The sequence below is a fragment of the Vibrio sp. KUL80 genome (assembly GCF_059725495.1).
Genome location: NZ_AP045842.1, coordinates 1,671,702 through 1,694,347 on the forward strand (window position 1 = coordinate 1,671,702; position 22,646 = coordinate 1,694,347).

The following is a 22,646-nucleotide window of genomic DNA, read 5'->3' on the forward strand; positions in this document are numbered from 1 at the left end:
GCGTCTGTCTAACGTATTTTTCACGGTAACAATGGCTAGTAAAACCAATCTAAACCTATTGTATACGCTTCAAGTGCTACTTTCAGAAAAGCATGTAAGTCGAGCGGCTTCGCGTCTTAACGTGACTCAGTCTGCTGTTAGCCGTCAATTAAGTCAGCTAAGAGATATCTACCAAGATCCATTGCTGGTGAGAGAAGGAAGTCATTATGTTTTAACGCCGCGAGCAATACAGCTAAGTGCGGAGTTAGAAAAGCTATTAGAGGAAATTCAAAGAGTTTTGGGTGGTCAGGAGTTTGACCCGAAACTTTATGATCAAACGCTTACGTTTTCCTCATCTGATTATGTTGCGCAATATATTTTTCCTGAGCTTGTTAGCCAGTTATCGCCCCTCGCTCCTCTACTCAAATTCTCTTATCGTTTGTGGGAACCTAAGTTGTTACAGAAGTTGGGCGATGAAGATGTTCAACTGGCCTCGACAATGTTGCCTAGTGCGCCGGAATCATTATGTTCGCGTAAGATTGGCGAAGATGTACCTGTGGTGGTAGTTCGAGAAGGGCACCCTTTGAGTTCGAAATCTGACATCACTTTCAATGATTTAGAGTCCTATCAACATATCCGAATTTCCGCTGGAGGAGACAAAGACAGTTTTCTCGACTCTGCAATGAAGGAAAGAGGCCTTGAGCGTCGAATTTTAGTTTCCACCCCGTTTTTTAGCTCGGCTTTCGCGATGGTGCAGCAAAGTGATGGGTTATTAACGCTACCAGAGCACATTGCTCATAATCTAGAGAAACGCTTAGCACTGCGCACCTTTTCACTGCCATTTAGTCCGCCTACACATCAGTACTGGCTTATATGGCATCCAAAGTACGAACAAGATCCTGCCCACAAGTGGGTAAGAGACAAAGTTCTCGCGTATATGCAATCGTCTATGTATTCCGTGAAAAGTTGATTCTCTATGTATTATGATTTCATGTGATGGTGGTCATGATTAATTGTGATTTCAAATCATGACATTGAGGTGATAGAGTTCACCCAACGAGTTGGAATTACACACGGAATACATCATGACGTTTACGATTTGGTTATCACTACTAGCCATTTGCTTATTAGGGGCTATGTCCCCAGGTCCGAGTTTAGCGATTGTTGCTAAACATAGCTTGGCAGGTGGACGACGCCACGGTCTGGCAACTGCATGGGCTCATGCGTTTGGTATCGGTGTGTATGCGTTAGTTACTGTGCTTGGTCTGTCAGTGCTTCTGCACCAGTTCCCGATGCTATTTAAGACGATCTCTCTACTGGGGGCGCTTTATCTCGCATGGCTTGGATACAACGCGATTCGCTCCAAAGGTGGCATTGTTGATAGATTAGAGTCAGGCAAGCAAGTATCGGTAGCGTCAGCTGCAAGAGAAGGGCTGCTTATCTCGTTACTGAGTCCGAAAATCGCTCTGTTTTTCACGGCTCTATTTAGTCAGTTTGTTGCCGTGGGTAGCGAAATTACTGATAAAGCCATTATCGTCACGACACCCCTTATCGTTGACGGACTTTGGTATACGTTAATTACGTTTATGCTTTCATCGCCACGCTTATTGAATACGCTAAAGTCTAGAGCGAAACTTATTGACCAGTTGTCCGGCGTGGTACTGATTCTTCTTGCGGTAAGAGTTGTCACCACTCTATAGTTTTCTCGCTAAACCTCACAGTTTAATAAACAAGTTTGTTCACTGAAACTTGAGATATGGTGTTTATCTTCATAGACTTAGATATCTCTCTCATGTTTCGGAGAACAAATTGAAACTACCTACCATACTACTCAGTGTGTTTACTGTTGCTGTGATTCAAGGGTGTAATCACGACTATGATGAGCCTCGCCCAGATGTGTTTACCCTAGAGAATATCGACAGATTAGTGGTTGAAGATATTCTAATTCCAGAGAAGCTCGATCCTCGAGAAAAAGACTATAAGTACCTGACGGGGGCAACCGATCTCAACGGAAATGGCAGTGAAGAGTTATTTGTATTAATGCAAGATCCTTACTTTTGCGGGTCGGGTGGCTGTACGGCTTATCTATTTCAAGATTCCGGAGAGCTAATTAATAGAATGACAGTAACCAATACGCCTGTACTCCTTGCTAGTCGCGAAACCAACGGGTGGAAGAATTTTTATGTGTGGAGTGATGGCTCTCTTAGAACCATGGCATTTGATGGAAAATCTTACCCTGCTAATCCATCGGTTGAGCCCGAATATGATAGGAGCCGAGAGTTAGAAGCAGCAAGGCTGCAAATTGAAGTACAAGAGATCTATGTACAAGACGGTTTTGACTTAACACAGGTCGAGGAAGTGCCGATATTTTTCCCTGCTCATACGTATCAATTTGACTTCAAGCATCATGGAGACCCTGATAACCACTATCTATTTACCATAGATATGGTTACTGGAGAATCAGAATTGGATATGCGTCCCAACACCAACGGACAGGAGCCGGCTAAAGAGTAATAATTCTCAATTTTGAGATGATAAAGACTTCGCCATCACCCTGCTACTGTCCTAGGCTCTTTATGTTAGTAAAAGCTAAAGGACTTAGCAGATGTCGAAACGAAGTTTGGTCAAAGGAAGGGCTGTACTCAGTTGTTGGTTATATCTGTTGTTTGTTGTTTGCTCGCCCTTATACGCCCACCAAGGCGATGACGCCGTTCACCTTTATAACTGGGAAGCGTTTTTAGCGCCGATTGTCATCGAGAAGCTGAGACAAGATCATCAAATTAGCATCGAACAAATCTATTTCTCTGACGAGTCAGTTCGTGATGAGCTACTGCTGAGTGAACGTGGTAAAACCATTGATATTGTTGTCGTTGAAAGTGTCCGATTACAAACATTGGGTCAACTCGGTGTAGTCCGCTCAATACCAGAGCTTCGACAAAAACTGTCAGGTCGCTTTGAGCACAAATGGATGGAGGCATGTGGTGATTTTGGTATTCCTTATGCGTGGGGTACCAGTGGTATTCTTTATAGACGTGATAAGTTTTCGAAGCCGGTAGATTCTTGGGAAACGCTACTCAAGCCGAACAAGGGTCTCGACGGCAAAGTGTCTATGTACTACCACCCTATAGACCTTGTAGGGGTAGCGTTACTGTCATCCAACAAAAGTCCATTTACTGATGATGAAGCATCACTTCAGCAAGCGCATAAGCTATTGCAGACCCAACGGTCATCGCTTGCTTCCACAGACTACATTCTTGCAGACGTTGCTACACCAAGTGCGCTTGAGACCATCGATATAGCTTTTGGTTATGCAGGTGATCACCATGTATTAAATGAAGCTGAAAACAAAGATGTATGGGAGTATGTTGTGCCTAATGAGGGCACAATTGTCTGGTTGGAGTGTTTAGCGATACCCGCTGGTAGCCGTTTCCGTGAACAAACAACAGTAGCTTTAGACTACTTGACCTCACCTGAAGTGGCCGCTCTTAATGCTCAAAGTGCCTGGTTTTCAACACCTAATGCAAATGTTGAAGCTCTGCTGAGTAGAGAATACCGTGAAGACCCTGCAATCAGTCCAGCCTCAAACCTCATTGAGAAAAGCTTTCTGTACACGCCCGTGAGCGACAACGGCTTACTCATTCGCCAAAGAATTGTAGAAGATTTGAGGTGATCGATGAGACTACTCAGAAGGTTAGATCTTGTTCTCGTACCAGTAATGACGGTTGTCGCCGCGCTTGCTGGTACAGGGCTTTATTTTTGGCAGTTAAGCGAGCAAAAAACACTCGAACAGGACAAGTGGGTCACAAAAGTCAAAAATGCGTTGAGTGCGGCTGAGTTTGAGCGAAGTGGTATAGAGGGGCTTGGACATGAGATTTCAGGCAGCGCCCAGTTTATAAATCACATTCAGGACACGAGTGATTATGTATTGCGGGGCTTTCTCGAGTCTCACATTAATTACCTGCTTCAGCAAGAACGAGCTATGAAGTTAGGGAATGTCGAAGTCTATAGCTTGGACCCTCTTTTCAATCTAACGGCTAGTTCACTTAAATCCGATCCGTTTGAAGCAAACGCGTTAGCTGATGACATCTATCAAACTGTCTTCGACTCATACACTTTAGTCTCTTTAGGCGAAGAATTTTGTAATACAGGGCACACCTACCAATCGGTAACAGGAGAAATCAGGTACAGCTACATCGGTGCTTATGATCCGAAACTCTTGCCAGACGATAAACAAGCGATGACACGCAAAAGCAGGAGCTTGCTTGTTGTTGATGGACCTTTAAGAAAGCTAAACCAGTTGTTTAAGGATGCGTCAAACCACGAAAACATTATTTTGGACTTCAATCAAGTTACCGAGACATCCGAACTTTGGTCTGACATCCACTTCGAGGTAGTAGACAATGAGTTCGTTGACGGAAAAGTGATTAAGATCTTTGGCCCAGAAGTCGAGATAGAATTGGATATACTGGATGACCATTATGCCAATGTTAAATCACAGATAGCGACACACGTGTTGGCCTATATGCTTGCGGTCGTGATTTCGTTGTTACTTATTATTCACGTGATTGTGAGAACGAAAGTGCTCGAACCAATCAACGGTCTATTGAAAGATATAAAAAGAGGAGGCTTAGAGCTACGCTACTTTAAACGAGCTAAAGATAATGATGAAGTCTCTATTCTAAAAAACGCCTATATAGATAGTTTGAGCAAAGTAAAGTTTGAGGCTGAATTTGATAGTTTAACAAAGTTAGCTAATCGAGCTTCTTTTATTAGGTTTGTCGACCAGAGAACCGAAAGCTATTGTAATGAGCATACCTATATTGTGGCCTGGGATGTCATAGACTTCAGAAGAGTTAATGATTTGCATGGTTTGTTCGAGGGTGACCGTGCTCTTGTCAAAATCGCTAGGGAAATCGAGCGGTGTATTTGCACCAATCAATCAAGCACAGGATGTGGTTGCAGCGATTACTCAATCAGTCGATACGGCAGCAATACATTCTACGCTTTAGTGAACGCGGATAGCGAGCAGGCCATTAGATTACTGATGGCCAACTTTGAGCAGTCCCTCAAAACCGCGATACGGGTTGAGGGCGTCCCGCTTCACCTTGATTTTGCCCAGGCTATTTTTCCTCTTTGTGACGAATCTCAGAGAGGAGTTTGGCAGAAAGGCATAGAGGCGGCGTTAAGCAAAGCGAAACAGATCAAAAACAAAGCGCCGTTGGTCTATTTTGATCATCTTCTATTTGAAGAGTTAAAACGAAGAGATGAGATAGAAAAAATACTCCTGAGCTGCTGTGGAAATGGCGAGTTTGAGCTGAACTATATGCCGCTCATTGATTCTACGACCTATCAGGTTGCTAGTATTGAAGTGTTAGTAAGGTGCCCTAAATTACGGGCAATGGGGATTGGACCAGAAGAGTTTATTCCGGCAGCAGAGCGAGCTAACTTAATTGGCGATATAGACACTTGGGTCATTAATAATGCGATCAAATCTTTATCGATGTTGCAATCAAAAGTGGGATACGTCGGAGATATTTCAATCAATATTTCTGCCCTTGAGCTTTACAACAATGATTTTATTGAGCTCATCTGTAGTGTGTGTCATTCGCATAACATCACGCCAAACCGCGTGATCCTAGAAGTAACGGAAACGAGTTACGTTAAGAGTACGAAAGACACGATAGCGATTATCGCTGGTTTGCGAGATATAGGGTTTAGGGTGTCACTGGATGATTTTGGAACGGGCTTTACTTCAATAAATCAACTGCTTAGTTACCCGGTTGATGAGCTGAAGGTGGATAAGAGCTTTGTTGAACGTATCGGCACCGATGGTACGGAGGAGCGAATGCTTAACTCCATTATTGCACTCGGTCACAACTGCAATGCGAAGGTTGTTGGCGAAGGCGTCGAAACAGGTTACCAATGTCGATATCTTTCCGATTTAGGCTGTGATTATCTTCAGGGCTATTGGTTTAGTAAACCGCTGGGTTTTGAGGCGTTTTGCGACTTTTATGTTCAGGATAGGCTAACCGACCTTAAAGCTAAGATGGCGGATATCACCATAATCAAGCATTAAGCATATCGTAGTTTACATTTTTTCGTATAAAGGAACTCGCCCTAAAGCGCTGTTGACAAAGCTTTTCTGGATAATTGGGTCAGCTTCTCAATCAAACTTCGTCTTACTAAGTTCGATTCACGACTCATTGAAATGTCGAGAATCAAAGCCATATCAGACAGTTCAATGGGTTCAGCTAGTATGTCTTTGATCGTTTGTTCAAGAGAAGGGGTGATTTTAGAGTCCGGGGTGTTGCTCAAAATAATAAACTGAGAACCACTGTAACGGTACAGTGAGTAGTCAGCGTTGATGAAGTTGAGTAGCCTGTCAGCAGTGGCTTTAATCAACACATCACCATAATCAATGCCGTACTTGTGGTTAATTTCTGAGATGTTGAGGATACGCACTGATAGCAAATGGTAATAGGGTTGTTTCAGTTGGCTTTTGATGTCATTGGTTAACGCAGTGCGGTTTAATAAACAAGTGAGCGCGTCTTTGCGCTGGAGCGTTTTACGAAGGCTCGAATCTATCCAGAAAATACAAGAGATTAGAAGAAATAGGACGATGAGCGCGACGGTGCTGGCTTTTTGGTACATTAGGAGACGTTCAAGCTCAGTCCGGTTTTTCACTGTAATAGGGCTCTCAATCTGAAACTTCTCGTTGATGAAATGAACGATTTCCTCAAAGTTAACTTCTATGCGTTGCTTGAGGGCATTCTGTATTTCTGGTTGGGTGTCGAGTAGTACTAAAGATTTTTCTAAGGCCTTGAACTTATCAAACTGCGCTTCCATAAAGGCTTTATAGCTCGCTTGCTCAATAAACTTTGATGATTCTTTACTGTGCAATATGATGTCGAATCGACTCCACGTCAGGTCATATGCCAGCCAGATCTCGTCCTTTCTTAACGGCTTTATATGCGATTGAGTAATGAAATTTGAGTACTCTTTGACTAACTGAAGAATAAACCAGGTCGCTTCGTTTTTGCGGTCAGAAAGGTCTTCGTTGATTTGATTGATACGGTCTATGGTTATGACATTCACGGCGAGTACGCAAGCGGTTATGGTCGCCAAAATGATCTTTATTAGACTAATTGGGAATCGTTCAACGCACTCCTTGGCTGTCATACTAGTACCGTACTTCCTTTAATTGCCAAATCATCATGGCGTGGTAATCGGTATTATCGATCTCTGGGTGTTGTGACAACGGGAAGATCACCCAATATGGCCCCTTATCGCGGACAGACATTTTTTCGCCGTTTTTCCGATTAGCAATGATAGGTTGGTATTCCTTGATATCTTCTTGCCTAATGGTGACTTTGTAGTCATTGAGTGCGATAAAAGTGACCAGTTCTGGAAGCGGGGTATTAGTCTGGACGAAAAAATCTTCAAGGCTTACCCCAGTAAATGAGTTTTTTCCGTCTAACCATGGCAACTCTGTATCTATGGTTGCTTGGGGCATGTTTGACAAGTCACTATCGGAGTAGGTTTTTAGCAAAACGCCACCGCTTTTGACGGCAAGGTCAGTAGCGTGGGCCGTAGTCAGGCAAATTGAGAGTAGTGAGACAAGGGTGATGAGAAATGCTCTAGCTCGCATAGTAAAAATCCTTTTTGACCATACCGTACAGTGTAGAAAGCGAGATTACTCCTTCAAGCAAAATTGTGTCTAACATATGAGACATGTTGAATCTAAAACAGTCACACATAAAAAAGGCTGAGCACTCGCTCAGCCTTATGTGTTGAAAGAGAAGCTTACTTCAACAGCTCTTTTGCTTTGCTTACAACATTCTCTGTTGTAAAGCCAAACATCTTAAATAGCTCACCAGCTGGTGCTGACTCACCGAAGGTTGTCATACCAACGATCTTGCCACCGAAGCCAACATACTTGTACCAGAAGTCGGCAATACCCGCTTCAACTGCAATACGCGCTGTTACGCTCGAAGGCAGAACAGACTCACGGTATGCCTCGTCTTGCTTGTCGAACACGTCAGTTGCAGGCATAGATACCACACGTACCTTCTTACCTTCAGCGCTGAGTTCTGCGGCTGCGTTAACGGCTAGCTCAACTTCAGAACCTGTTGCAATTAGAATAAGCTCTGGAGTACCTTCACAATCTTTCAGGACGTATGCACCCTTTGCGATGTCAGCCACTTGTTGCGCGTCACGCTCTTGCTGTGCAAGGTTTTGACGAGAGAAGATGAGAGACGTAGGACCGTCTTTACGCTCAATCGCAAACTTCCATGCAACTGCCGACTCAACCTGGTCACATGGACGCCATGTGCTCATGTTAGGTGTTAGACGAAGCGATGCCATTTGCTCTACAGGTTGGTGCGTAGGACCATCTTCACCCAGGCCGATAGAGTCGTGAGTGTAAACCTGGATGTTTTGCACTTTCATTAGAGCAGCCATACGCATTGCGTTACGCGCGTATTCCATGAACATTAGGAAGGTTGCACCGTAAGGTACGAAACCGCCGTGAAGCGCGATACCGTTCATAATCGCCGTCATACCAAACTCACGAACACCGTAGTGAATGTAGTTACCAGATGCATCTTCAGCAGTAAGAGATTTAGACCCAGACCACATGGTTAGGTTAGACGGAGCAAGGTCAGCAGAACCACCAAGGAACTCTGGCAGCATTGCGCCAAATGCTTCTAGTGCGTTTTGCGACGCTTTACGAGAGGCGATGTTCGCCGGATTAGCTTGAAGATCAGCAATGACTTGTGTTGCTTTCTCTTCCCACTCAGCAGGTAGCTCACCATTTACACGACGTTTGAACTCAGCTGCCAGCTCTGGGTATGCTGCTTCATACGCTGCAAGTTTCTCGTTCCACGTTGCTTCTTTAGCTGCGCCCGCTTCTTTCGCATCCCACTGCGCATAGATGTCCGTTGGAATCTCAAAAGGACCGTGCTCCCAACCTAGTTCTTTACGTGTTGCTGCAATTTCGTCAGCGCCTAGAGGTGCACCGTGACAGTCGTGTGAACCTGATTTATTTGGAGAACCAAAGCCAATTATGGTCTTAGTACAGATAAGAGTAGGACGAGGGTCTGCTTTAGCTGCTTCAATCGCGGCATTGATAGCGTCCGAATCGTGACCATCAACTGCAGGGATTACGTGCCAGCCGTATGCTTCAAAACGTTTCGGCGTGTCGTCAGAGAACCAACCTTCAACTTCGCCATCGATAGAGATGCCGTTGTCATCCCAGAATGCGATGAGCTTACCAAGGCCTAGTGTGCCTGCAAGAGAACATGCTTCGTGAGAGATACCTTCCATCAAACAGCCATCACCCATAAATGCATACGTGTAGTGGTCTACGATGTCGTGGCCGTCTTTGTTGAACTGAGCCGCTAGTGTTTTCTCTGCCAGCGCCATACCGACTGCGTTGGTGATGCCTTGACCTAGCGGGCCTGTTGTCGTCTCAATACCAGGCGCATAACCATACTCAGGGTGGCCAGGTGTTTTAGAGTGAAGCTGACGGAAGTTCTTTAGCTCTTCAATCGGTAGCTCATAGCCTGTTAGGTGAAGCAGTGAGTAGATCAACATAGAGCCGTGGCCGTTTGATAGCACGAAACGGTCACGGTCAGCCCACTCTGGGTTAGATGGGTTGTGGTTTAAGTGTGAACGCCAAAGAACTTCAGCGATATCAGCCATACCCATTGGCGCGCCAGGGTGACCAGAGTTTGCTTGTTGAACGCCGTCCATGCTTAGAGCACGAATAGCATTAGCGAGATGTTTACGATCCATAATACATTCCGAAAAAATAGATTTTAAAGAGAGAGAATTGAAGAGGGGAACGCAAACGTTCCCCTCTGAATATCTGTGCTGATTAAAGCTTAGCTTCGATCATAGCTTCTAGTTTGCCTTGGTCGATAGCGAAGTTGCGGATGCCCTCTGCAAGCTTCTCTACCGCCATTGGGTCTTGGTTGTGCTCCCATAGGAACTCAGCGTGAGTCATTGCAGCAGGGCGCTCTTTAGAGCCTTTAGAGTCAACTAGTTTCTCAACGACTTCGCCTTCCGCTTCTTCAAGCTCTGCAAGCAGTTGTGGGCTGATAGTTAGACGGTCACAACCAGCAAGCTCAAGGATTTCACCTGTGTTACGGAAGCTCGCCCCCATTACTACTGTGTTGTAGCCATGGTCTTTGTAGTAGTTGTAGATACCTGTTACTGAAATCACGCCAGGATCTTCTGATGCTTCAAAGTCGCGACCTTCTTTCGCCTTGTACCAGTCCATGATGCGGCCAACGAAAGGAGAGATTAGGAAAACGCCCGCTTCAGCACATGCACGTGCCTGAGCAAATGAGAATAGAAGCGTTAGGTTACAGTTGATGCCTTCTTTTTCTAGGATCTCTGCAGCACGAATGCCTTCCCAAGTAGAAGCTAGCTTGATAAGGATGCGGTCATTCGCGATGCCAGCATCGTTGTACATTTTCATTAGCTGACGTGCTTTCGCTACGCTGCCTTCCATGTCGTAAGAAAGACGCGCGTCAACTTCTGTTGAGATGCGACCTGGAATTGTCTTTAGAATTTCTTTACCGATGTTAACCGCTAGCATGTCGCACGTATCTTGCACTTGTTGTGCTTTGTCGTCACTTTGAGATTTCGCGTACTCAATCGCTTGGTCAATGAGTGGTGCGTACTCTTCGATCTGCGCCGCTTTCAAAATCAGAGAAGGGTTAGTCGTTGCGTCTTGTGGTTGGTACTTGCGAATTGCTTCGATATCACCAGTGTCTGCAACGACAGTTGTTAGTTTGCGAAGTTGCTCTAATTTGTTGCTCATCGGTTCGTTCCTATTCTTGAGGGCAGAGAATTTGAGACTAAGGCTCTAAATACAAATGTTGCTCAGCGGTTCAAAGTTTCATTCGACTATCGATCCGCTTTAAATTTTTTCAGTACAGAGTGCGCAGATTGCTGTGAACATTTGCATCACTCGTGAGTAAATGTTGGATTCATATTTACCCCATGCAGAAATAATGTCAACCAAATACTGGTACAAAAATTCGTATTCCATGGGTTATTTTTGGTTTTTGTTAGCGCGACCCGAATTGCAACTGAAAATCAGTGCTAGCGTGGGCTAGAGGAGAATTTCAATGGTCAAGAATGCAGCTGAGAAAATGTCACGCTATTGAGCGAATGGTACGGTAAGGTTATCATTGAGCAAATGATTGATATGTGAGCCAATGCTCGCCTGAATAGAATCGCGGAGTAGTACAGCCGATGAAAAACGACAGCAACGAAACCAGCAACGATTTATTGACCGAAATCGCGGTGGCTTATTATCAAGATGGCGCGACTCAAGAAGAGATTTCCAAAAAGTTTGGGGTATCGCGAGCAAAGATAGGCCGGTTACTCAAACAGGCGAGAGACGAGGGCATTGTTGAGATCACGGTGAAGTATCACCCGGTATACAGTGCCAAGATAGAACAGCGCCTGATTGAGCGATTTGGTATTAAGCGGGCGCTTATCGCTCTCGACCAGCCAGATGAGGAGTCACAGCGGACTCAGGTGGGCGGTTTGGTTTCGAACTACCTTGCTCAAACCTTGCGTGGGGGAACGGTTGTTACCGTAGGTCAGGGAAGGAATGTCTCGGCAGTAGCGCATCATATGGGGGTTATTTCTCCCCGTGATTGTAAGTTTGTTTGCGGAATCGGAGGCATCCACCCAAGGGGCGGACGCTTTAATGCTGATCATATTTGTCGACAACTGGCGAAAAAGTACGGGGGAACGTCAGAAACGCTTTATGCGCCGGCGTACGCTGAAAATAGAGACCAGAAAATGGCGTTTATGCAAAACGCTACGGTCAAGCAAACGCTCGATTTGGCACGCAAAGCGGATGTGGCAATTGTTGGTGTGGGCGATATGAGCGAGAACAGCTATATGGTTGATCTGGGATGGTTTACTACGGATGAAGTGGTTCAATCACGGCTGAATCAAGGGGTTGTCGGTGATTTTGCAGGCTATGATTTCTTTGACATTCAGGGCAGAGCTGCCAACACAGTCATGAGTGATCGGGTCATCGGATTAGGGCTTGAAGAGTTCCGCCGCATTTCAGAAGTCATCGCCATTGCTTCCGAAAACAGCAAACCAATGGCATTGCTGGGTGCGCTTCGAACGGGCGTAGTTGATGTTGTTGCAACAAGCGTTAGTAACGCGCTGACAGTACTTAACCTTGACGAACAAATGCTAAGCCTGCCAGACACATCAAAAGACGACTAGGAAAACTCCGTCTCTTTTATGACCTCAAGAAGAAACGAATAACGCGCCGCCAGCTGTTTACGTTTCTTCTTCACAAAGTATAGCGGCTCACTAACCAGCTCTGCGGTTGGCCAAATGTCGACTTTATCCTTGTACTCTGAGTATTCGATAGCGACCTTAGGCAAGACGGTAACTCCAATTCCCATCGAAACAGGCTGCAGAATTTGGCTATGTTGGTTGATATAGCTAACTTTTCTAAAATCCTGCCACTCAGCCTCTTCGAGTTCTTGGAGCCCGCTTTGATCAAATAGCTTTTGTAAGTAGTACTGAGCATCTGGGTGGTCAATCACGCCCAACTGCTCAAGTGCGTCACGCGGACTAAGGTTAGACACGGAGGCTTTGGAGCCAATCAGACATAATTCAAGCTGCCCCAAATACTCCGAGGACAAGTCTGGATGTTGGGGTACCGCGGTAACAATGCCCGAGTCTATCGTGCCGTTGGTGACGCTCTCTATTACTCGCCGGTTTGGAGCCGCTTCAATATTGACGCGCAAACCCGGGTATTGAGTTTGAAGTAGGAGCAGTTTGGGGTACAGCGCGGTGCTTATTGCTCCAGAGGCAGAAAAGCTTAGATTTCCTGATTCAGGGTCATCGTATTTGAGCTTTTCTAGTAGTGAGGCTTCTTGCTTGGCTAGGTCGCATGCGTAGTTATAAACCAGTCGCCCTTGCTCCGTCAGTTCGAAGGTTTTACCTTCTCTTGTGATCAGTTCCGCTTTGAGACTCGCTTCGAGCTTTTTAATGTGCTGGCTCACGCCAGGCTGCGTCATAAACAGCTTTTCTGCAGTCTGGGTAAAGTGACCAATCTCTACTAGAGTTTTAAACGTATTAAGCCAAGTTGTGTTAATCATACACTCAATATTTGATAACAAATTCTTATTGTCTGAAGAATATATGATAAATAACAACGAATCCATCAGAAGTATCTTATTCTCAACGAGAGAGAGGGACACCACTCATGACTTCACCCAATACAAACCTCACCTATCCACGTACTTTCAGCCATATCGGAATATCAGTGCCCGACTTGGAAGCTGCTGTGAAATTCTACACTGAGGTTTTAGGCTGGTACTTGATCATGCCACCAACCGATGTCACTGAAGATGATTCCGCAATCGGAGTAATGTGTACCGACGTATTTGGGACAGGGTGGAAGCACTTCCGTATTGCTCATATGTCGACAGGCGATCGCATTGGTGTCGAGTTATTCCAGTTCGATAATCAAGAAAACCCAGAGGATAACTTTGAGTATTGGAAAACCGGTATATTCCATTTCTGTGTACAAGACCCAGACGTGGAGGGGTTAGCGGACAAAATCGTAGCTGCTGGTGGCAAACGAAGAATGAAAGAGCCTCGCTACTACTATCCGGGTGAGAAGCCTTACCGCATGATCTACATGGAAGACCCTTTTGGCAATATTCTAGAGATTTACTCTCATAGCTATGAGTTGCATTACTCAAGTGGTGCTTACACAGGCTAAACAACGAAGGTTTTTGATTCGAACGCCCCAACATACAAGTGGGGCGTTGTTTTATATGAAGGCTATTTCTTCTCTATGTTAGAGTTGGACAGGTAGGTCAGTTCGCTGACCCCACTCGGTCCATGACCTGTCGTACACAGACAAGTTAGTGTAGCCACACAAGTACGCCCCTAGTGCCAAAATACACGCTGTCACACCCGACCCACAACTAAACACTAGATGCTCACGCTTACTCGCACTGATAGACGAAAACAATGGAGCAAGCTCTTCAAGTGGCTTGAGAGTACCTTCCTCCATTAATTCAGCAAACGGTAAGCACACTGAATTTGGAATGTGACCGCTACGAATTCCCTCACGCGGTTCGGGAGTTTCGCCTTTGAAGCGTGCTAGTGAACGAGCGTCAACGATACGTGCGCACCTGTTATCTGAGTATTGCAACACTTGCTCAGCGGCGATGAAATAGTTGCCATCAATGGGTTGAGATAGGGTAGAGGTGTTTCGCGCACTGTAGTTTTCATCAACAGAATAACCCGCCGCCTTCCATGCTGGTAGACCACCGGACAAGATATGCACGTGCTTAAGGCCAAGAGATTTCAACATCCACCATGCACGAGGTGAGGCAAATGTTCCTGAGTTGTCGTAGACGACAATGGTGCTTTCTGGCGTAATTCCGAGTTTACCTGCGAGTTCATTGAAACGCGCTTCGGACGGCATCATGTGGGGTAGTGATGCCTGTGGGTCACAGAACTCATTGTCGTAATCAAAGCGCTGGGCGGTTGGAATGACGCCACTCTTATCTTTATTGGGTTCGAGCGGGATTTGGAATTCAATACTGGCGTCTAAAACAATGGTGTTTGGATTATTATCTAATTGCGTTTTTAACCACTGCGGAGAGATGAGGGTATCTGTCATGTGCCGTTCCTTATTATTGTTTTGTTCCACTATTATGCTGTTTCAGCATGCAGGCAAAAAACGCAAGTGTCTAGGTGTAAAACACTATTTAGGTACGCAATGGTCCAACTGATAGGTGGTTGAATCTCCCCACGATGAGGAAGCGCTCAGTACGACTTTATCGCCGACAGGGCAAAGAGATAGGGCATTGGTTAGGAGTCGAGTTGAGGTGCCATCATCAAAAATAACTACCATGTAATGGCGATTACCATCAAGTGACTGAGTTAGGACGTGGCTTTGCACCGTTGCGGTGATGGTTTGGTTATCATCAGAGGATTGAAAAGTGAGCAAAAGTACCAAAAGACCGACGCCAGCTAAGAGTAGCGTGATAGCGATGGAAAATGGTTTCATTTGCTCACTCCGTCATTGGTTTACGCGCTTAGCCACAAACTTGGCAGGATTTGGATTTAGGAAGCCCCATCTCACGCCAAGTTAAGGTAAGGCCATCAAACAACATCAGCTTGCCGATCTTTGGCTGACCATAGTTGGCGAGTACCTTAATGGCTTCGAGCGCTTGTGTCGCTCCGATAATACCGACGATCGGAGACATCACGCCAGCTTCAACACAGCTCAGGCTCGTGTCGCCGAATAGAGCGCTCAAACACGCATAGCAGGGCAAGGCATCATCTTGATAGGTAAATACCGACACTTGTCCTTCCATGCGGATAGCCGCACCACACACCAAAGGTTTTTTATGCTGATAACAAAGACGGTTAAGTTGATTTCGCGTCTCAACATTGTCTGTTGCATCTAAAACCAATGAATGCTGAAGGATTTGCTGCTCAAGCTCTTCGTCATTGAGTCGCTTAGCGACTGTATTGACAGTGATAAAGGGGTTGAGTTTACACAATGATTGTTTGGCGGAATCTACTTTGTTTTTTCCAACCGTTTCGTCAGAGTGTAGGACTTGACGTTGGAGGTTCGACACCTCCACCTTATCATCATCGACTAGGGTGATGGTGCCAACACCGGCAGTAGCAAGGTATTGGCTTGCTGCGCAACCTAGTCCGCCAGCTCCAATAATTAAGATTGAAGACTGTTTAAGCGCTTCTTGTCCATCGAAATCGAAGTTCTTGAGAATGATCTGCCGATTGTATCGAAGCATCTCTTCATCAGAGAGAATATCCAAGGTCACCTCTTAGTAAAGCGTAGGGTTGAACAGTTGAATCTGGACCATTTCACCAACTTCTATTGAGCCACGCTCTCTTTCAAGCACGACAAAGCAGTTAGCAAGGCTCATCGAACGGAACGCACCTGAACTTTGGTTACCCGTTGTTTCTACGACGAACTGACCATTCTCAATAGTATAGATACCGCGTTGGTAGTCTGTTCTACCCGGTGCTTTTTTAAATGCGCTGCGGGTTGTCGCAGGGATCGATTCTGGCTGTTTCCACTCTGTGTTGCCTGCAAGCTTTGCAATGAGCGGTTGTACCAGCACATACATAGTCAATACTGCTGACACGGGGTTGCCAGGTAATCCGCAGAACCAAGCATTATCAAGTTCACCAAACGCGAAAGGTTTACCAGGCTTAATAGCAAGTTTCCAAAAGCCAATTTGACCAAGTTCTTCAAGAATGTCTTTGGTGTAATCGGCTTCGCCAACACTCACACCACCTGACGTAATGACAACATCTGCTTGTTGTTGAGCTTTCTCGAATGTCGCTTTAAGTGTGTCCTGACAATCAGGGATGATACCTAGGTCAATGGCTTCGCAACCAAAGTTTTCGATGAGCGGCTTAATACCGTATCGGTTGCTGTCGTATATTTGACCTGCTTCGAGTTCGGTGCCTAAAGGCTTGAGCTCATCACCGGTTGAGAAGAACGCGACTTTTGGTTTGCGATAGACACTAATATGACTGATTCCAAGTGTGGCTATCATAGGAATATCACGAGCTGTTAAGCGAGCACCTTTCTTTAGCACAATGTCGTTGGCACAAATATCATCGCCGGTAGGGCGAATGTTCATGTTAGCTTTGACACTAGGCTGAGAAAAAGTGATGTTGTCACCTTCTACACTGGTGTTCTCTTGCATGATGACTGCATCACAACCTTCAGGGATTTTCGCCCCGGTCATGATGCGTACAGTCGTTAGTGCAGGCCACTCACCTTCGAAGGGAGCGCCAGCAAATGATTTTCCGACCATAGGCATGGTGGTATTTTGCTCGAGATCGCTCAAGCGAATGGCGTATCCATCCATTGCTGAGTTATCAAACGGTGGAACATTAATAGGTGACAGAATGTCTTCAGCCAGTACATAGCCTAATGCTTCAGCTAGCGGAAGGGTTAGGGTGTCAGAAATAGGGGTGATTGGAGTGAGCATTTTATCCAATGCTTCTTCGATAGGCATTAAGCCTGGTGCGTCGCAGCAACCCATAAGATAAGTCATCCTGATTGATTCAATAAAACCATTCGACTCTAACACACTTTATTGGATGAGAGGCTTATCCCTTTGGATAAAAGCAGCTAAATGTTGCTCCAAATCATAGCGGATACAAAGCAATACGGAATTTGTGGGTGTAATTGCGTGTAAATCCGAGTATCCTTGTCTCCCCTTACGGGAGTTAGTGCGAGGAAGTAAGATGTCAGGTTTAAGTGAGTCAGCAAAATTGGTGAAAGAAGCGTTGTCAGAACGTGGACTGGAAACCCCAATGTTGCCGAATGAAGTAACAAGAGAAGAAAAGAAAGAGCGTATCGAGCATCACATGCGTGAGATCTTGACCCTCCTTCAACTTGACCTTGCGGATGATAGTTTGATGGAGACGCCACATCGCATTGCTAAGATGTACGTGGATGAGATTTTTTCAGGCCTAGATTACAGTAACTTCCCAAAAATCACCGTCATCGAAAACAAGATGGATGTCAGTGAAATGGTGCGAGTAAAAGACATTACTGTGACCAGTACCTGTGAACATCACTTAGTGACTATCGATGGTAAAGCAGCTGTCGCTTACATCCCACGCGGCAAGATCATCGGCCTATCGAAAATCAATCGAATCGTCAGATTTTTCGCTCAGCGCCCTCAAGTGCAAGAACGCATGACGCAGCAAATTTTAGTCGCGCTACAAACCTTGCTAGAAACCGATGACGTTGCGGTAACGATGGATGCGGTACACTACTGCGTGAAATCTCGTGGGGTTATGGACGCAACGAGTGAGACAACAACAACAGCGCTTGGCGGTATTTTCAAATCAAATCCTGCAACACGCCATGAGTTTCTGCATGGTTTGCGCTAAATCTCTCGATTGTAAATAAAAAGCTTTAGACGCCCTCTAATTTCAGAGGGCGTTGTTGTATTTGTCACTGCTTTTCGTTCATACTATTGATTACATAAAGGATTTGCTAAGAAATTAGCCAGTTAGACCATGGACGATCAAAACAAAAAAATACCTCGTCCTGGTACGCTGTTCTTATAGTTGGACTAGGTTGAAATGAACAGAATTCAAAAAATCTACAGTTATGCTGAGCCTAATACGACTCTGGTCGTGGTGATGGGCGGGCTTGGTTACCCTGTATACTATTGGGTGTGGGATACGCTCTATCCTCAGCCCTACGAAAACTTATGGCTGAGACTGCTCTGCTCGCTGTTGGTTTTCGTTTTAGCATTTCGTGGCGTGATGACCAATAGATTAAAGAAGGTAGTTCCATATTATTACCTAGTTTCCATAGGTTTTTGTCTTCCTTTTTTCTTCTCCTATATGATGTTTATGAATGGCTGGAATGATGTATGGGTATTATCATTTATGTCATCTATATTTCTGCATATTCTCTTGGTTTATGATACTAGAGTTATGTTATTGCAGGCGTTAATCTGTGTAATGAGTGCGGCTATAATAGCTCATTTTAATTTACCTGACGGTGTGAACTTTTCTGATCATCTGGTATATTTGCCGATCTTCGCGTTTACGTATTTATTTGGTAATTTGTTTTATTTTCGAAACCAAACAGAACATGAAGCGAAATTTACTGTTGCTAGATCGTTTGGGGCAGGTATTGCACATGAAATGCGAAACCCACTGAGTGCATTGTTGTCTTCGTTTGAAGTAATCAAGAGTATCATACCAAGTGGTAACTCATCTTACAGGAATACATATCAATTAAATGCACAAGAAATACAAATACTCAATGATATTATTGATGATTCTATGAAAGCAATTTGGACTGGTAACGAAACCATAGACTTATTGTTGACATCAATAGATCAAAATAGAGTTTCAACTTCAACGTTTTGTAAGTTGAATGCCAAGTCAATTGTAGATAATGCAGTTGATAGTTTCAGTTATAAAAATGCAGCTGATAAAAGGCTAGTTTTCTTCGATATTAAGGAAGATTTTAGCTATTTCGGGAGTGACACACTTTTAAAGTATGTTGTATATAACCTCTTAAAGAACTCTTTCCGACATCGAGGTGCGGGTAAGTTCAACATTGTGATTAGCTCCAAGGCGACTGAGAATGGCAATAGTATCTTATTTAGAGATACAGGTATTGGGATTGAGCCTGAGCTTATAAAAAATATATTTGATGATTTTTATACTACGGGCAAAAACGGCACGTTTGGTTTAGGGTTGTCTTTTTGTAAGAAGGTAATGCGTTCATTTGGCGGCACGATAGTCTGTCGCTCAAGTGTTGGTGAATGGACGGAGTTTGAGTTGTTTTTCCCTAATTATTCCTCGACAGCTGTAAAAAATATCAAAATTGAGCTGGTCAAGGCTAAATCTGTGCTATTTATCGGAGATGAAAAATCGGATGTTGCAACTGAGCTTATAAAACTGCAAGGCATCACTCAGATGAAAGTCGAGTTTGTGAGTTTAGAGGATGCTTGTGAGAGAGATGAACATCACTTTGAATATAGTTTGATACTTATAGATGGCGAGTTTAATAGCAATGGCTGGTCATTAATGTCACGCCTTGAAGGTAAGTTGGGATTCACTGAGGCTAGGATTGTGTTCCTCAACGAAGAGGATGCTACTCGTAACCTTTATTTCCAACGATATGTAAATATCGTTCTCAATAGCAGGGAAACGTTCATTAGCCAACCATTGGCTACGTTAGACTACCTATTGTTTGATTCTTTAGAAGATGATGAACCTGAACAGGCTTATAATGAAATCTCTACTAAGAAAACAGTCATGATTGTCGATGATAACCACTCATTGCGCTCGATTACTAGTATTATGCTTGAAAAACAAGGCTTACATGTAATACAAGCTGAAAACGGGCAGGTCGCCCTAGATGTTCTAGATGAAGAAGACGTCCACTTAATTCTTATGGATGTAGAGATGCCAGTACTCGATGGTTTATCTGCGACTCGGAAAATTCGTGAGTCGAACATGCCTTACTCGTCGGTTCCAATCGTTGGTTATACCGGTGATAAAAGCGAAGAAACTGTCGTTCAGATCAACCAAAGTGGTATGAATGATTATATTGTTAAGCCAACGCCAAAAGATGAGTTAATTGATAAAGTAGCGACTTGGTTGTAGTTGAACTACGACTGTAAAGGGACTGGATTAACAAAGAAGAAAACGCCTACATTGATGTAGGCGTTTTTAGATCTTAATAGAAGATGAGGTCGTTGTTTAGCCAAGCTGATCGGCAAACCTCTATGACTTTATCGAGGTCTTGCTTAGTGTGCATCGCATTGATTGATAATCTTAGTATGTGCTTATTGTTAGGTGTCGCTGGTGGGGCAAACACTGAGCCAAACACTCCGTTCTCCTCAAAGTAGTTTCTTACTTTAATCGTGTTTTCCACATCACCAGTTTCCAAGCCTATGATTTGCGATTCACTTTGAATGGCAAAGCCAATGGAACGCAGTTCCTTATTTAGGTATTGAGCGTTCTCGTTGAGTGTTTGTCGTCTCTTCTCAGAGCTAACGATGACGTCGTGTGTTTTGCTTAGTCGAGCGAGTTCGTAAGGCAGCATTGTCGAACTAAAAATTGCCGGAAAGGCGACCATTGGCACGCAATAGTTGGTTTTCTCATTGGCTAAAATAACACCAGCGCGATAGGCATATGTTTTAGCGAGACTTGCGGTAATGTAATCAACATGCTCGGTAAGCCCCAGCTCTGCAACGAGGCCAGCCCCTCGTGGACCATGGGTTCCCAGCGAATGAGATTCGTCAACGACCAAGGCACAATCAAACTCGTAGGCAAGCGAAACGAGATCCACTAGTGGAGCAACCGTGCCAACGGTACTGTAAATGGAATCCACAAGAATGATGCCACTACCGTTTCTCGATATTTGACGCTTCAGATGCTTGATATTGTTGTGCATAAACATGTGCACCTTGGCCCCTGCGATGCGTGCCCCTTCCCACAATGAAGCATGGGCAAAGAAATCAACGTAGACGTTTGTATCTTTGTCGCAGATAGCTTGCAGAAGGTTTACATTAGCAGTCCAGCCCGACTGAGCCACTAAGCAGCTTTCGAACCCAACATGACGCGCCAATTTTGATTCGAAGTCACTCTCTTTTTCTTCGCCCAACAAATAAACACCGGACATGAGTAAGCTTTCTTTGGTTTCGCGTATTCCCTGAATATGAGCTTCTTGAATTTCGTAGTGGTCATGAAGGCAAAGGTAGTCATTTGTTTGCATTACAACATCGTTGCTAGTTGGTCGACCGCCACAAACAACAGGATGATTTTCTGTATTCGAACTGATCCTGTCGGCAATAAAATGCTCATGCTTTTTAGTAATAAATTCTGGGAGAGACTTTTTAATCTGAGTTAAGTGCATAGCAGTTATTCTCTATGTAATTGAAATCATATGTCGGCCGATGCACTTATTTATTGCCGACAAACGAGCTGCTGTCATTAGTGAATATTTTATTTTTTGGTTCTGTTTGCAAAATGAACTATATTCTATGGGATTATGTTTATTTTGCTTATACCTGTTGGGGGTCTAAGTGATTGAAAACTCTACGCTCCTATCTCATTATTGATATTTGTATCACAAAATATTAGCTACTTCTACCAAGCTCAGGCCAGTACATTTTAACAAATCCTACACTCACCCAAACCACTGCTAACGTCGCTACAGTCAGTTCGAGAAATCCAAAATTATGCAGCCAGTGCCAATGTGGGTGCTCCGCTTCAAAAAACGTAGTAAGTCTATGCATCGCAATAGAACTAATGACTGAGGGAAACGTAATTGCTGCAATTGAAGGCTGAAATTTGAGCTTAAGTAGTCGGAAGTAGCACAAGTAGATCAACATAGTCATTGTGATGGCGATACCAGCTAACGCACCAGTGAGTATAGGATCAGGTTCGGGAAAATTGACTAAGTATGCAGATAATGTGAGGTTGATCGGCGCTGCCATAATGGCCAAAGTGGGTCTTGCACGTTTTCTTAGCATCCCTTCGAATACCAAACGGTATAGAACAAGCGGCAGCATAAAAAAGTAAATAGTAATACAAACTGAAGCAATAGTTTCCGAGTAAACGGTGTGCCCAAATTGTGTTCCAGCCAATGAACTACTGATTAGGCCCACTGGATAGAGAAACCAACTAGGCACTATATTCGACATTCGGAAGTTTTTTATTTGGTGGAAGAAAAATAACACAGCCATTGATACATGAAGTGTTAAAGCGGCAAACCAGAGGGGATAGGCTACGATTGGCTGAATAACCGCGAGGTAGTCACATAGAATTAACAGTGCCATGCTCATTGGCGCCATCAAACTACCTGTTAAGGGATTCTTAATATCCGCCGAGAAGATATGTCTATTCAGTAGGTATTTGATTAATACCGGTAGCAGTAGAATAGCGCCTAATGCCGCTAATATAGGCTGAATCTGTTTACCTATGTCAGGAATATACAGCGCCCAAGCATGCCCTAAGCCGATCATACCAAGCGCCAAGGAGGCTTGAGAAGTCGGTACATTATGAAACTGGGTAAGACGTTTAAGGGGAGCAAAGCTTATTGTCACAGGGGGCTCTCT

At 44.4% G+C, this 22,646-nt stretch carries 20 protein-coding genes; 9 read left to right on the forward strand and 11 right to left on the reverse strand.

What is annotated here, in order from left to right:
• The first annotated feature begins 31 nt into the window (after positions 1 to 31).
• The 5 genes from AC6I8U_RS24035 to AC6I8U_RS24055 all read left to right on the forward strand — a co-directional run bounded on the left by AC6I8U_RS24035 (position 32) and on the right by AC6I8U_RS24055 (position 6,055).
• Complete coding sequence (locus tag AC6I8U_RS24035; RefSeq protein ID WP_498018814.1) at positions 32 to 949, forward strand: LysR family transcriptional regulator; 918 nt, start codon at positions 32 to 34, stop codon at positions 947 to 949.
• Positions 950 to 1,064: 115 nt separating this feature from the next.
• Positions 1,065 to 1,679 carry a LysE family translocator gene (locus tag AC6I8U_RS24040; protein ID WP_234496961.1) on the forward strand — a complete coding sequence of 205 codons (615 nt, stop codon included), beginning with the start codon at positions 1,065 to 1,067 and terminating at the stop codon, positions 1,677 to 1,679.
• A gap of 109 nt (positions 1,680 to 1,788) precedes the next feature.
• On the forward strand, positions 1,789 to 2,493 hold the full coding sequence (locus tag AC6I8U_RS24045; RefSeq protein ID WP_498018815.1) for a COG3650 family protein: 705 nt from the start codon (positions 1,789 to 1,791) through the stop codon (positions 2,491 to 2,493).
• Positions 2,494 to 2,584: 91 nt separating this feature from the next.
• The gene (locus AC6I8U_RS24050) at positions 2,585 to 3,649 is read left to right on the forward strand and encodes an ABC transporter substrate-binding protein (RefSeq protein WP_498018816.1); all 1,065 of its coding nucleotides are present in this window, start codon (positions 2,585 to 2,587) and stop codon (positions 3,647 to 3,649) included.
• A 3-nt stretch (positions 3,650 to 3,652) separates the two neighbouring features.
• Positions 3,653 to 6,055 carry an EAL domain-containing protein gene (locus tag AC6I8U_RS24055; RefSeq protein WP_498018817.1) on the forward strand — a complete coding sequence of 801 codons (2,403 nt, stop codon included), beginning with the start codon at positions 3,653 to 3,655 and terminating at the stop codon, positions 6,053 to 6,055.
• Positions 6,056 to 6,096: 41 nt separating this feature from the next.
• Here AC6I8U_RS24055 and AC6I8U_RS24060 read toward each other — a convergent pair whose 3' ends face one another.
• The 4 genes from AC6I8U_RS24060 to tal form a co-directional block, all read right to left on the reverse strand.
• Positions 6,097 to 7,158: a diguanylate cyclase domain-containing protein gene (locus AC6I8U_RS24060; protein ID WP_498018818.1), complete on the reverse strand. Its 1,062-nt coding sequence runs from the start codon at positions 7,156 to 7,158 to the stop codon at positions 6,097 to 6,099.
• Between the two features lies 1 nt (position 7,159).
• Complete coding sequence (locus tag AC6I8U_RS24065) at positions 7,160 to 7,627, reverse strand: putative pterin-binding protein (RefSeq protein ID WP_498018819.1); 468 nt, start codon at positions 7,625 to 7,627, stop codon at positions 7,160 to 7,162.
• Between the two features lie 155 nt (positions 7,628 to 7,782).
• Positions 7,783 to 9,774 (reverse strand): transketolase, encoded by a 1,992-nt coding sequence (gene tkt / locus AC6I8U_RS24070; RefSeq protein ID WP_498018820.1) that lies wholly within the window; start codon positions 9,772 to 9,774, stop codon positions 7,783 to 7,785.
• Between the two features lie 82 nt (positions 9,775 to 9,856).
• Positions 9,857 to 10,807 (reverse strand): transaldolase, encoded by a 951-nt coding sequence (gene tal, locus AC6I8U_RS24075; protein ID WP_042471254.1) that lies wholly within the window; start codon positions 10,805 to 10,807, stop codon positions 9,857 to 9,859.
• 437 nt (positions 10,808 to 11,244) lie between these two features.
• Here tal and AC6I8U_RS24080 point away from each other — a divergent pair, with 437 nt between their 5' ends.
• Complete coding sequence (locus AC6I8U_RS24080; protein WP_498018821.1) at positions 11,245 to 12,243, forward strand: sugar-binding transcriptional regulator; 999 nt, start codon at positions 11,245 to 11,247, stop codon at positions 12,241 to 12,243.
• Here AC6I8U_RS24080 and AC6I8U_RS24085 read toward each other — a convergent pair.
• A complete protein-coding gene (locus AC6I8U_RS24085) occupies positions 12,240 to 13,130 on the reverse strand; it encodes a LysR family transcriptional regulator (RefSeq protein WP_498018822.1) in 891 nt (296 codons plus the stop codon). The two genes, AC6I8U_RS24080 and AC6I8U_RS24085, sit on opposite strands and share 4 nt — an antisense overlap.
• Positions 13,131 to 13,237: 107 nt before the next feature.
• Here AC6I8U_RS24085 and AC6I8U_RS24090 point away from each other — a divergent pair, with 107 nt between their 5' ends.
• Entirely contained in the window at positions 13,238 to 13,759 is a 522-nt protein-coding gene (locus AC6I8U_RS24090; protein WP_498018823.1) for a lactoylglutathione lyase family protein, read from the forward strand.
• Between the two features lie 78 nt (positions 13,760 to 13,837).
• On the opposite strand, the gene AC6I8U_RS24095 is transcribed toward AC6I8U_RS24090, so the two are convergent.
• The 4 genes from AC6I8U_RS24095 to moeA form a co-directional block, all read right to left on the reverse strand.
• Complete coding sequence (locus AC6I8U_RS24095; protein WP_498018824.1) at positions 13,838 to 14,671, reverse strand: sulfurtransferase; 834 nt, start codon at positions 14,669 to 14,671, stop codon at positions 13,838 to 13,840.
• A gap of 84 nt (positions 14,672 to 14,755) precedes the next feature.
• Positions 14,756 to 15,061 carry a hypothetical protein gene (locus AC6I8U_RS24100; RefSeq protein WP_252016925.1) on the reverse strand — a complete coding sequence of 102 codons (306 nt, stop codon included), beginning with the start codon at positions 15,059 to 15,061 and terminating at the stop codon, positions 14,756 to 14,758.
• A gap of 28 nt (positions 15,062 to 15,089) precedes the next feature.
• On the reverse strand, positions 15,090 to 15,839 hold the full coding sequence (moeB, locus tag AC6I8U_RS24105; RefSeq protein WP_498018825.1) for a molybdopterin-synthase adenylyltransferase MoeB: 750 nt from the start codon (positions 15,837 to 15,839) through the stop codon (positions 15,090 to 15,092).
• Between the two features lie 9 nt (positions 15,840 to 15,848).
• A complete protein-coding gene (moeA, locus tag AC6I8U_RS24110; RefSeq protein WP_498019647.1) occupies positions 15,849 to 17,084 on the reverse strand; it encodes a molybdopterin molybdotransferase MoeA in 1,236 nt (411 codons plus the stop codon).
• Positions 17,085 to 17,289: 205 nt separating this feature from the next.
• On the opposite strand from moeA, the gene folE reads away from it, so the two are divergent.
• Both folE and AC6I8U_RS24120 read left to right on the forward strand, forming a co-directional pair.
• Complete coding sequence (gene folE / locus AC6I8U_RS24115; protein WP_042471267.1) at positions 17,290 to 17,943, forward strand: GTP cyclohydrolase I FolE; 654 nt, start codon at positions 17,290 to 17,292, stop codon at positions 17,941 to 17,943.
• A gap of 195 nt (positions 17,944 to 18,138) precedes the next feature.
• Positions 18,139 to 20,187, forward strand: a complete 2,049-nt coding sequence (locus AC6I8U_RS24120; protein WP_498018826.1) for a hybrid sensor histidine kinase/response regulator — start codon at positions 18,139 to 18,141, stop codon at positions 20,185 to 20,187.
• Between the two features lie 73 nt (positions 20,188 to 20,260).
• On the opposite strand, the gene cqsA is transcribed toward AC6I8U_RS24120, so the two are convergent.
• Together cqsA and AC6I8U_RS24130 are read right to left on the reverse strand one after the other, a co-directional pair.
• Entirely contained in the window at positions 20,261 to 21,442 is a 1,182-nt protein-coding gene (gene cqsA / locus AC6I8U_RS24125; protein WP_042471269.1) for an alpha-hydroxyketone-type quorum-sensing autoinducer synthase, read from the reverse strand.
• Positions 21,443 to 21,665: 223 nt separating this feature from the next.
• Entirely contained in the window at positions 21,666 to 22,634 is a 969-nt protein-coding gene (locus tag AC6I8U_RS24130) for a TDT family transporter (RefSeq protein WP_498018827.1), read from the reverse strand.
• Positions 22,635 to 22,646: the final 12 nt, after the last annotated feature.

Coding starts and splice junctions, on each gene's coding strand:
- tal (WP_042471254.1), bottom strand. CDS start 10,807: ATGAGCAACAAATTAGAGCAACTTCGCAAACTAACAACTGTCGTTGCA.
- AC6I8U_RS24040 (WP_234496961.1), top strand. CDS start 1,065: ATGACGTTTACGATTTGGTTATCACTACTAGCCATTTGCTTATTAGGG.
- AC6I8U_RS24055 (WP_498018817.1), top strand. CDS start 3,653: ATGAGACTACTCAGAAGGTTAGATCTTGTTCTCGTACCAGTAATGACG.
- AC6I8U_RS24050 (WP_498018816.1), top strand. CDS start 2,585: ATGTCGAAACGAAGTTTGGTCAAAGGAAGGGCTGTACTCAGTTGTTGG.
- AC6I8U_RS24100 (WP_252016925.1), bottom strand. CDS start 15,061: ATGAAACCATTTTCCATCGCTATCACGCTACTCTTAGCTGGCGTCGGT.
- folE (WP_042471267.1), top strand. CDS start 17,290: ATGTCAGGTTTAAGTGAGTCAGCAAAATTGGTGAAAGAAGCGTTGTCA.
- AC6I8U_RS24065 (WP_498018819.1), bottom strand. CDS start 7,627: ATGCGAGCTAGAGCATTTCTCATCACCCTTGTCTCACTACTCTCAATT.
- tkt (WP_498018820.1), bottom strand. CDS start 9,774: ATGGATCGTAAACATCTCGCTAATGCTATTCGTGCTCTAAGCATGGAC.
- AC6I8U_RS24095 (WP_498018824.1), bottom strand. CDS start 14,671: ATGACAGATACCCTCATCTCTCCGCAGTGGTTAAAAACGCAATTAGAT.
- AC6I8U_RS24060 (WP_498018818.1), bottom strand. CDS start 7,158: ATGACAGCCAAGGAGTGCGTTGAACGATTCCCAATTAGTCTAATAAAG.
- AC6I8U_RS24120 (WP_498018826.1), top strand. CDS start 18,139: ATGAACAGAATTCAAAAAATCTACAGTTATGCTGAGCCTAATACGACT.
- AC6I8U_RS24085 (WP_498018822.1), bottom strand. CDS start 13,130: ATGATTAACACAACTTGGCTTAATACGTTTAAAACTCTAGTAGAGATT.
- AC6I8U_RS24080 (WP_498018821.1), top strand. CDS start 11,245: ATGAAAAACGACAGCAACGAAACCAGCAACGATTTATTGACCGAAATC.
- AC6I8U_RS24035 (WP_498018814.1), top strand. CDS start 32: ATGGCTAGTAAAACCAATCTAAACCTATTGTATACGCTTCAAGTGCTA.
- moeA (WP_498019647.1), bottom strand. CDS start 17,084: ATGGGTTGCTGCGACGCACCAGGCTTAATGCCTATCGAAGAAGCATTG.
- AC6I8U_RS24090 (WP_498018823.1), top strand. CDS start 13,238: ATGACTTCACCCAATACAAACCTCACCTATCCACGTACTTTCAGCCAT.
- cqsA (WP_042471269.1), bottom strand. CDS start 21,442: ATGCACTTAACTCAGATTAAAAAGTCTCTCCCAGAATTTATTACTAAA.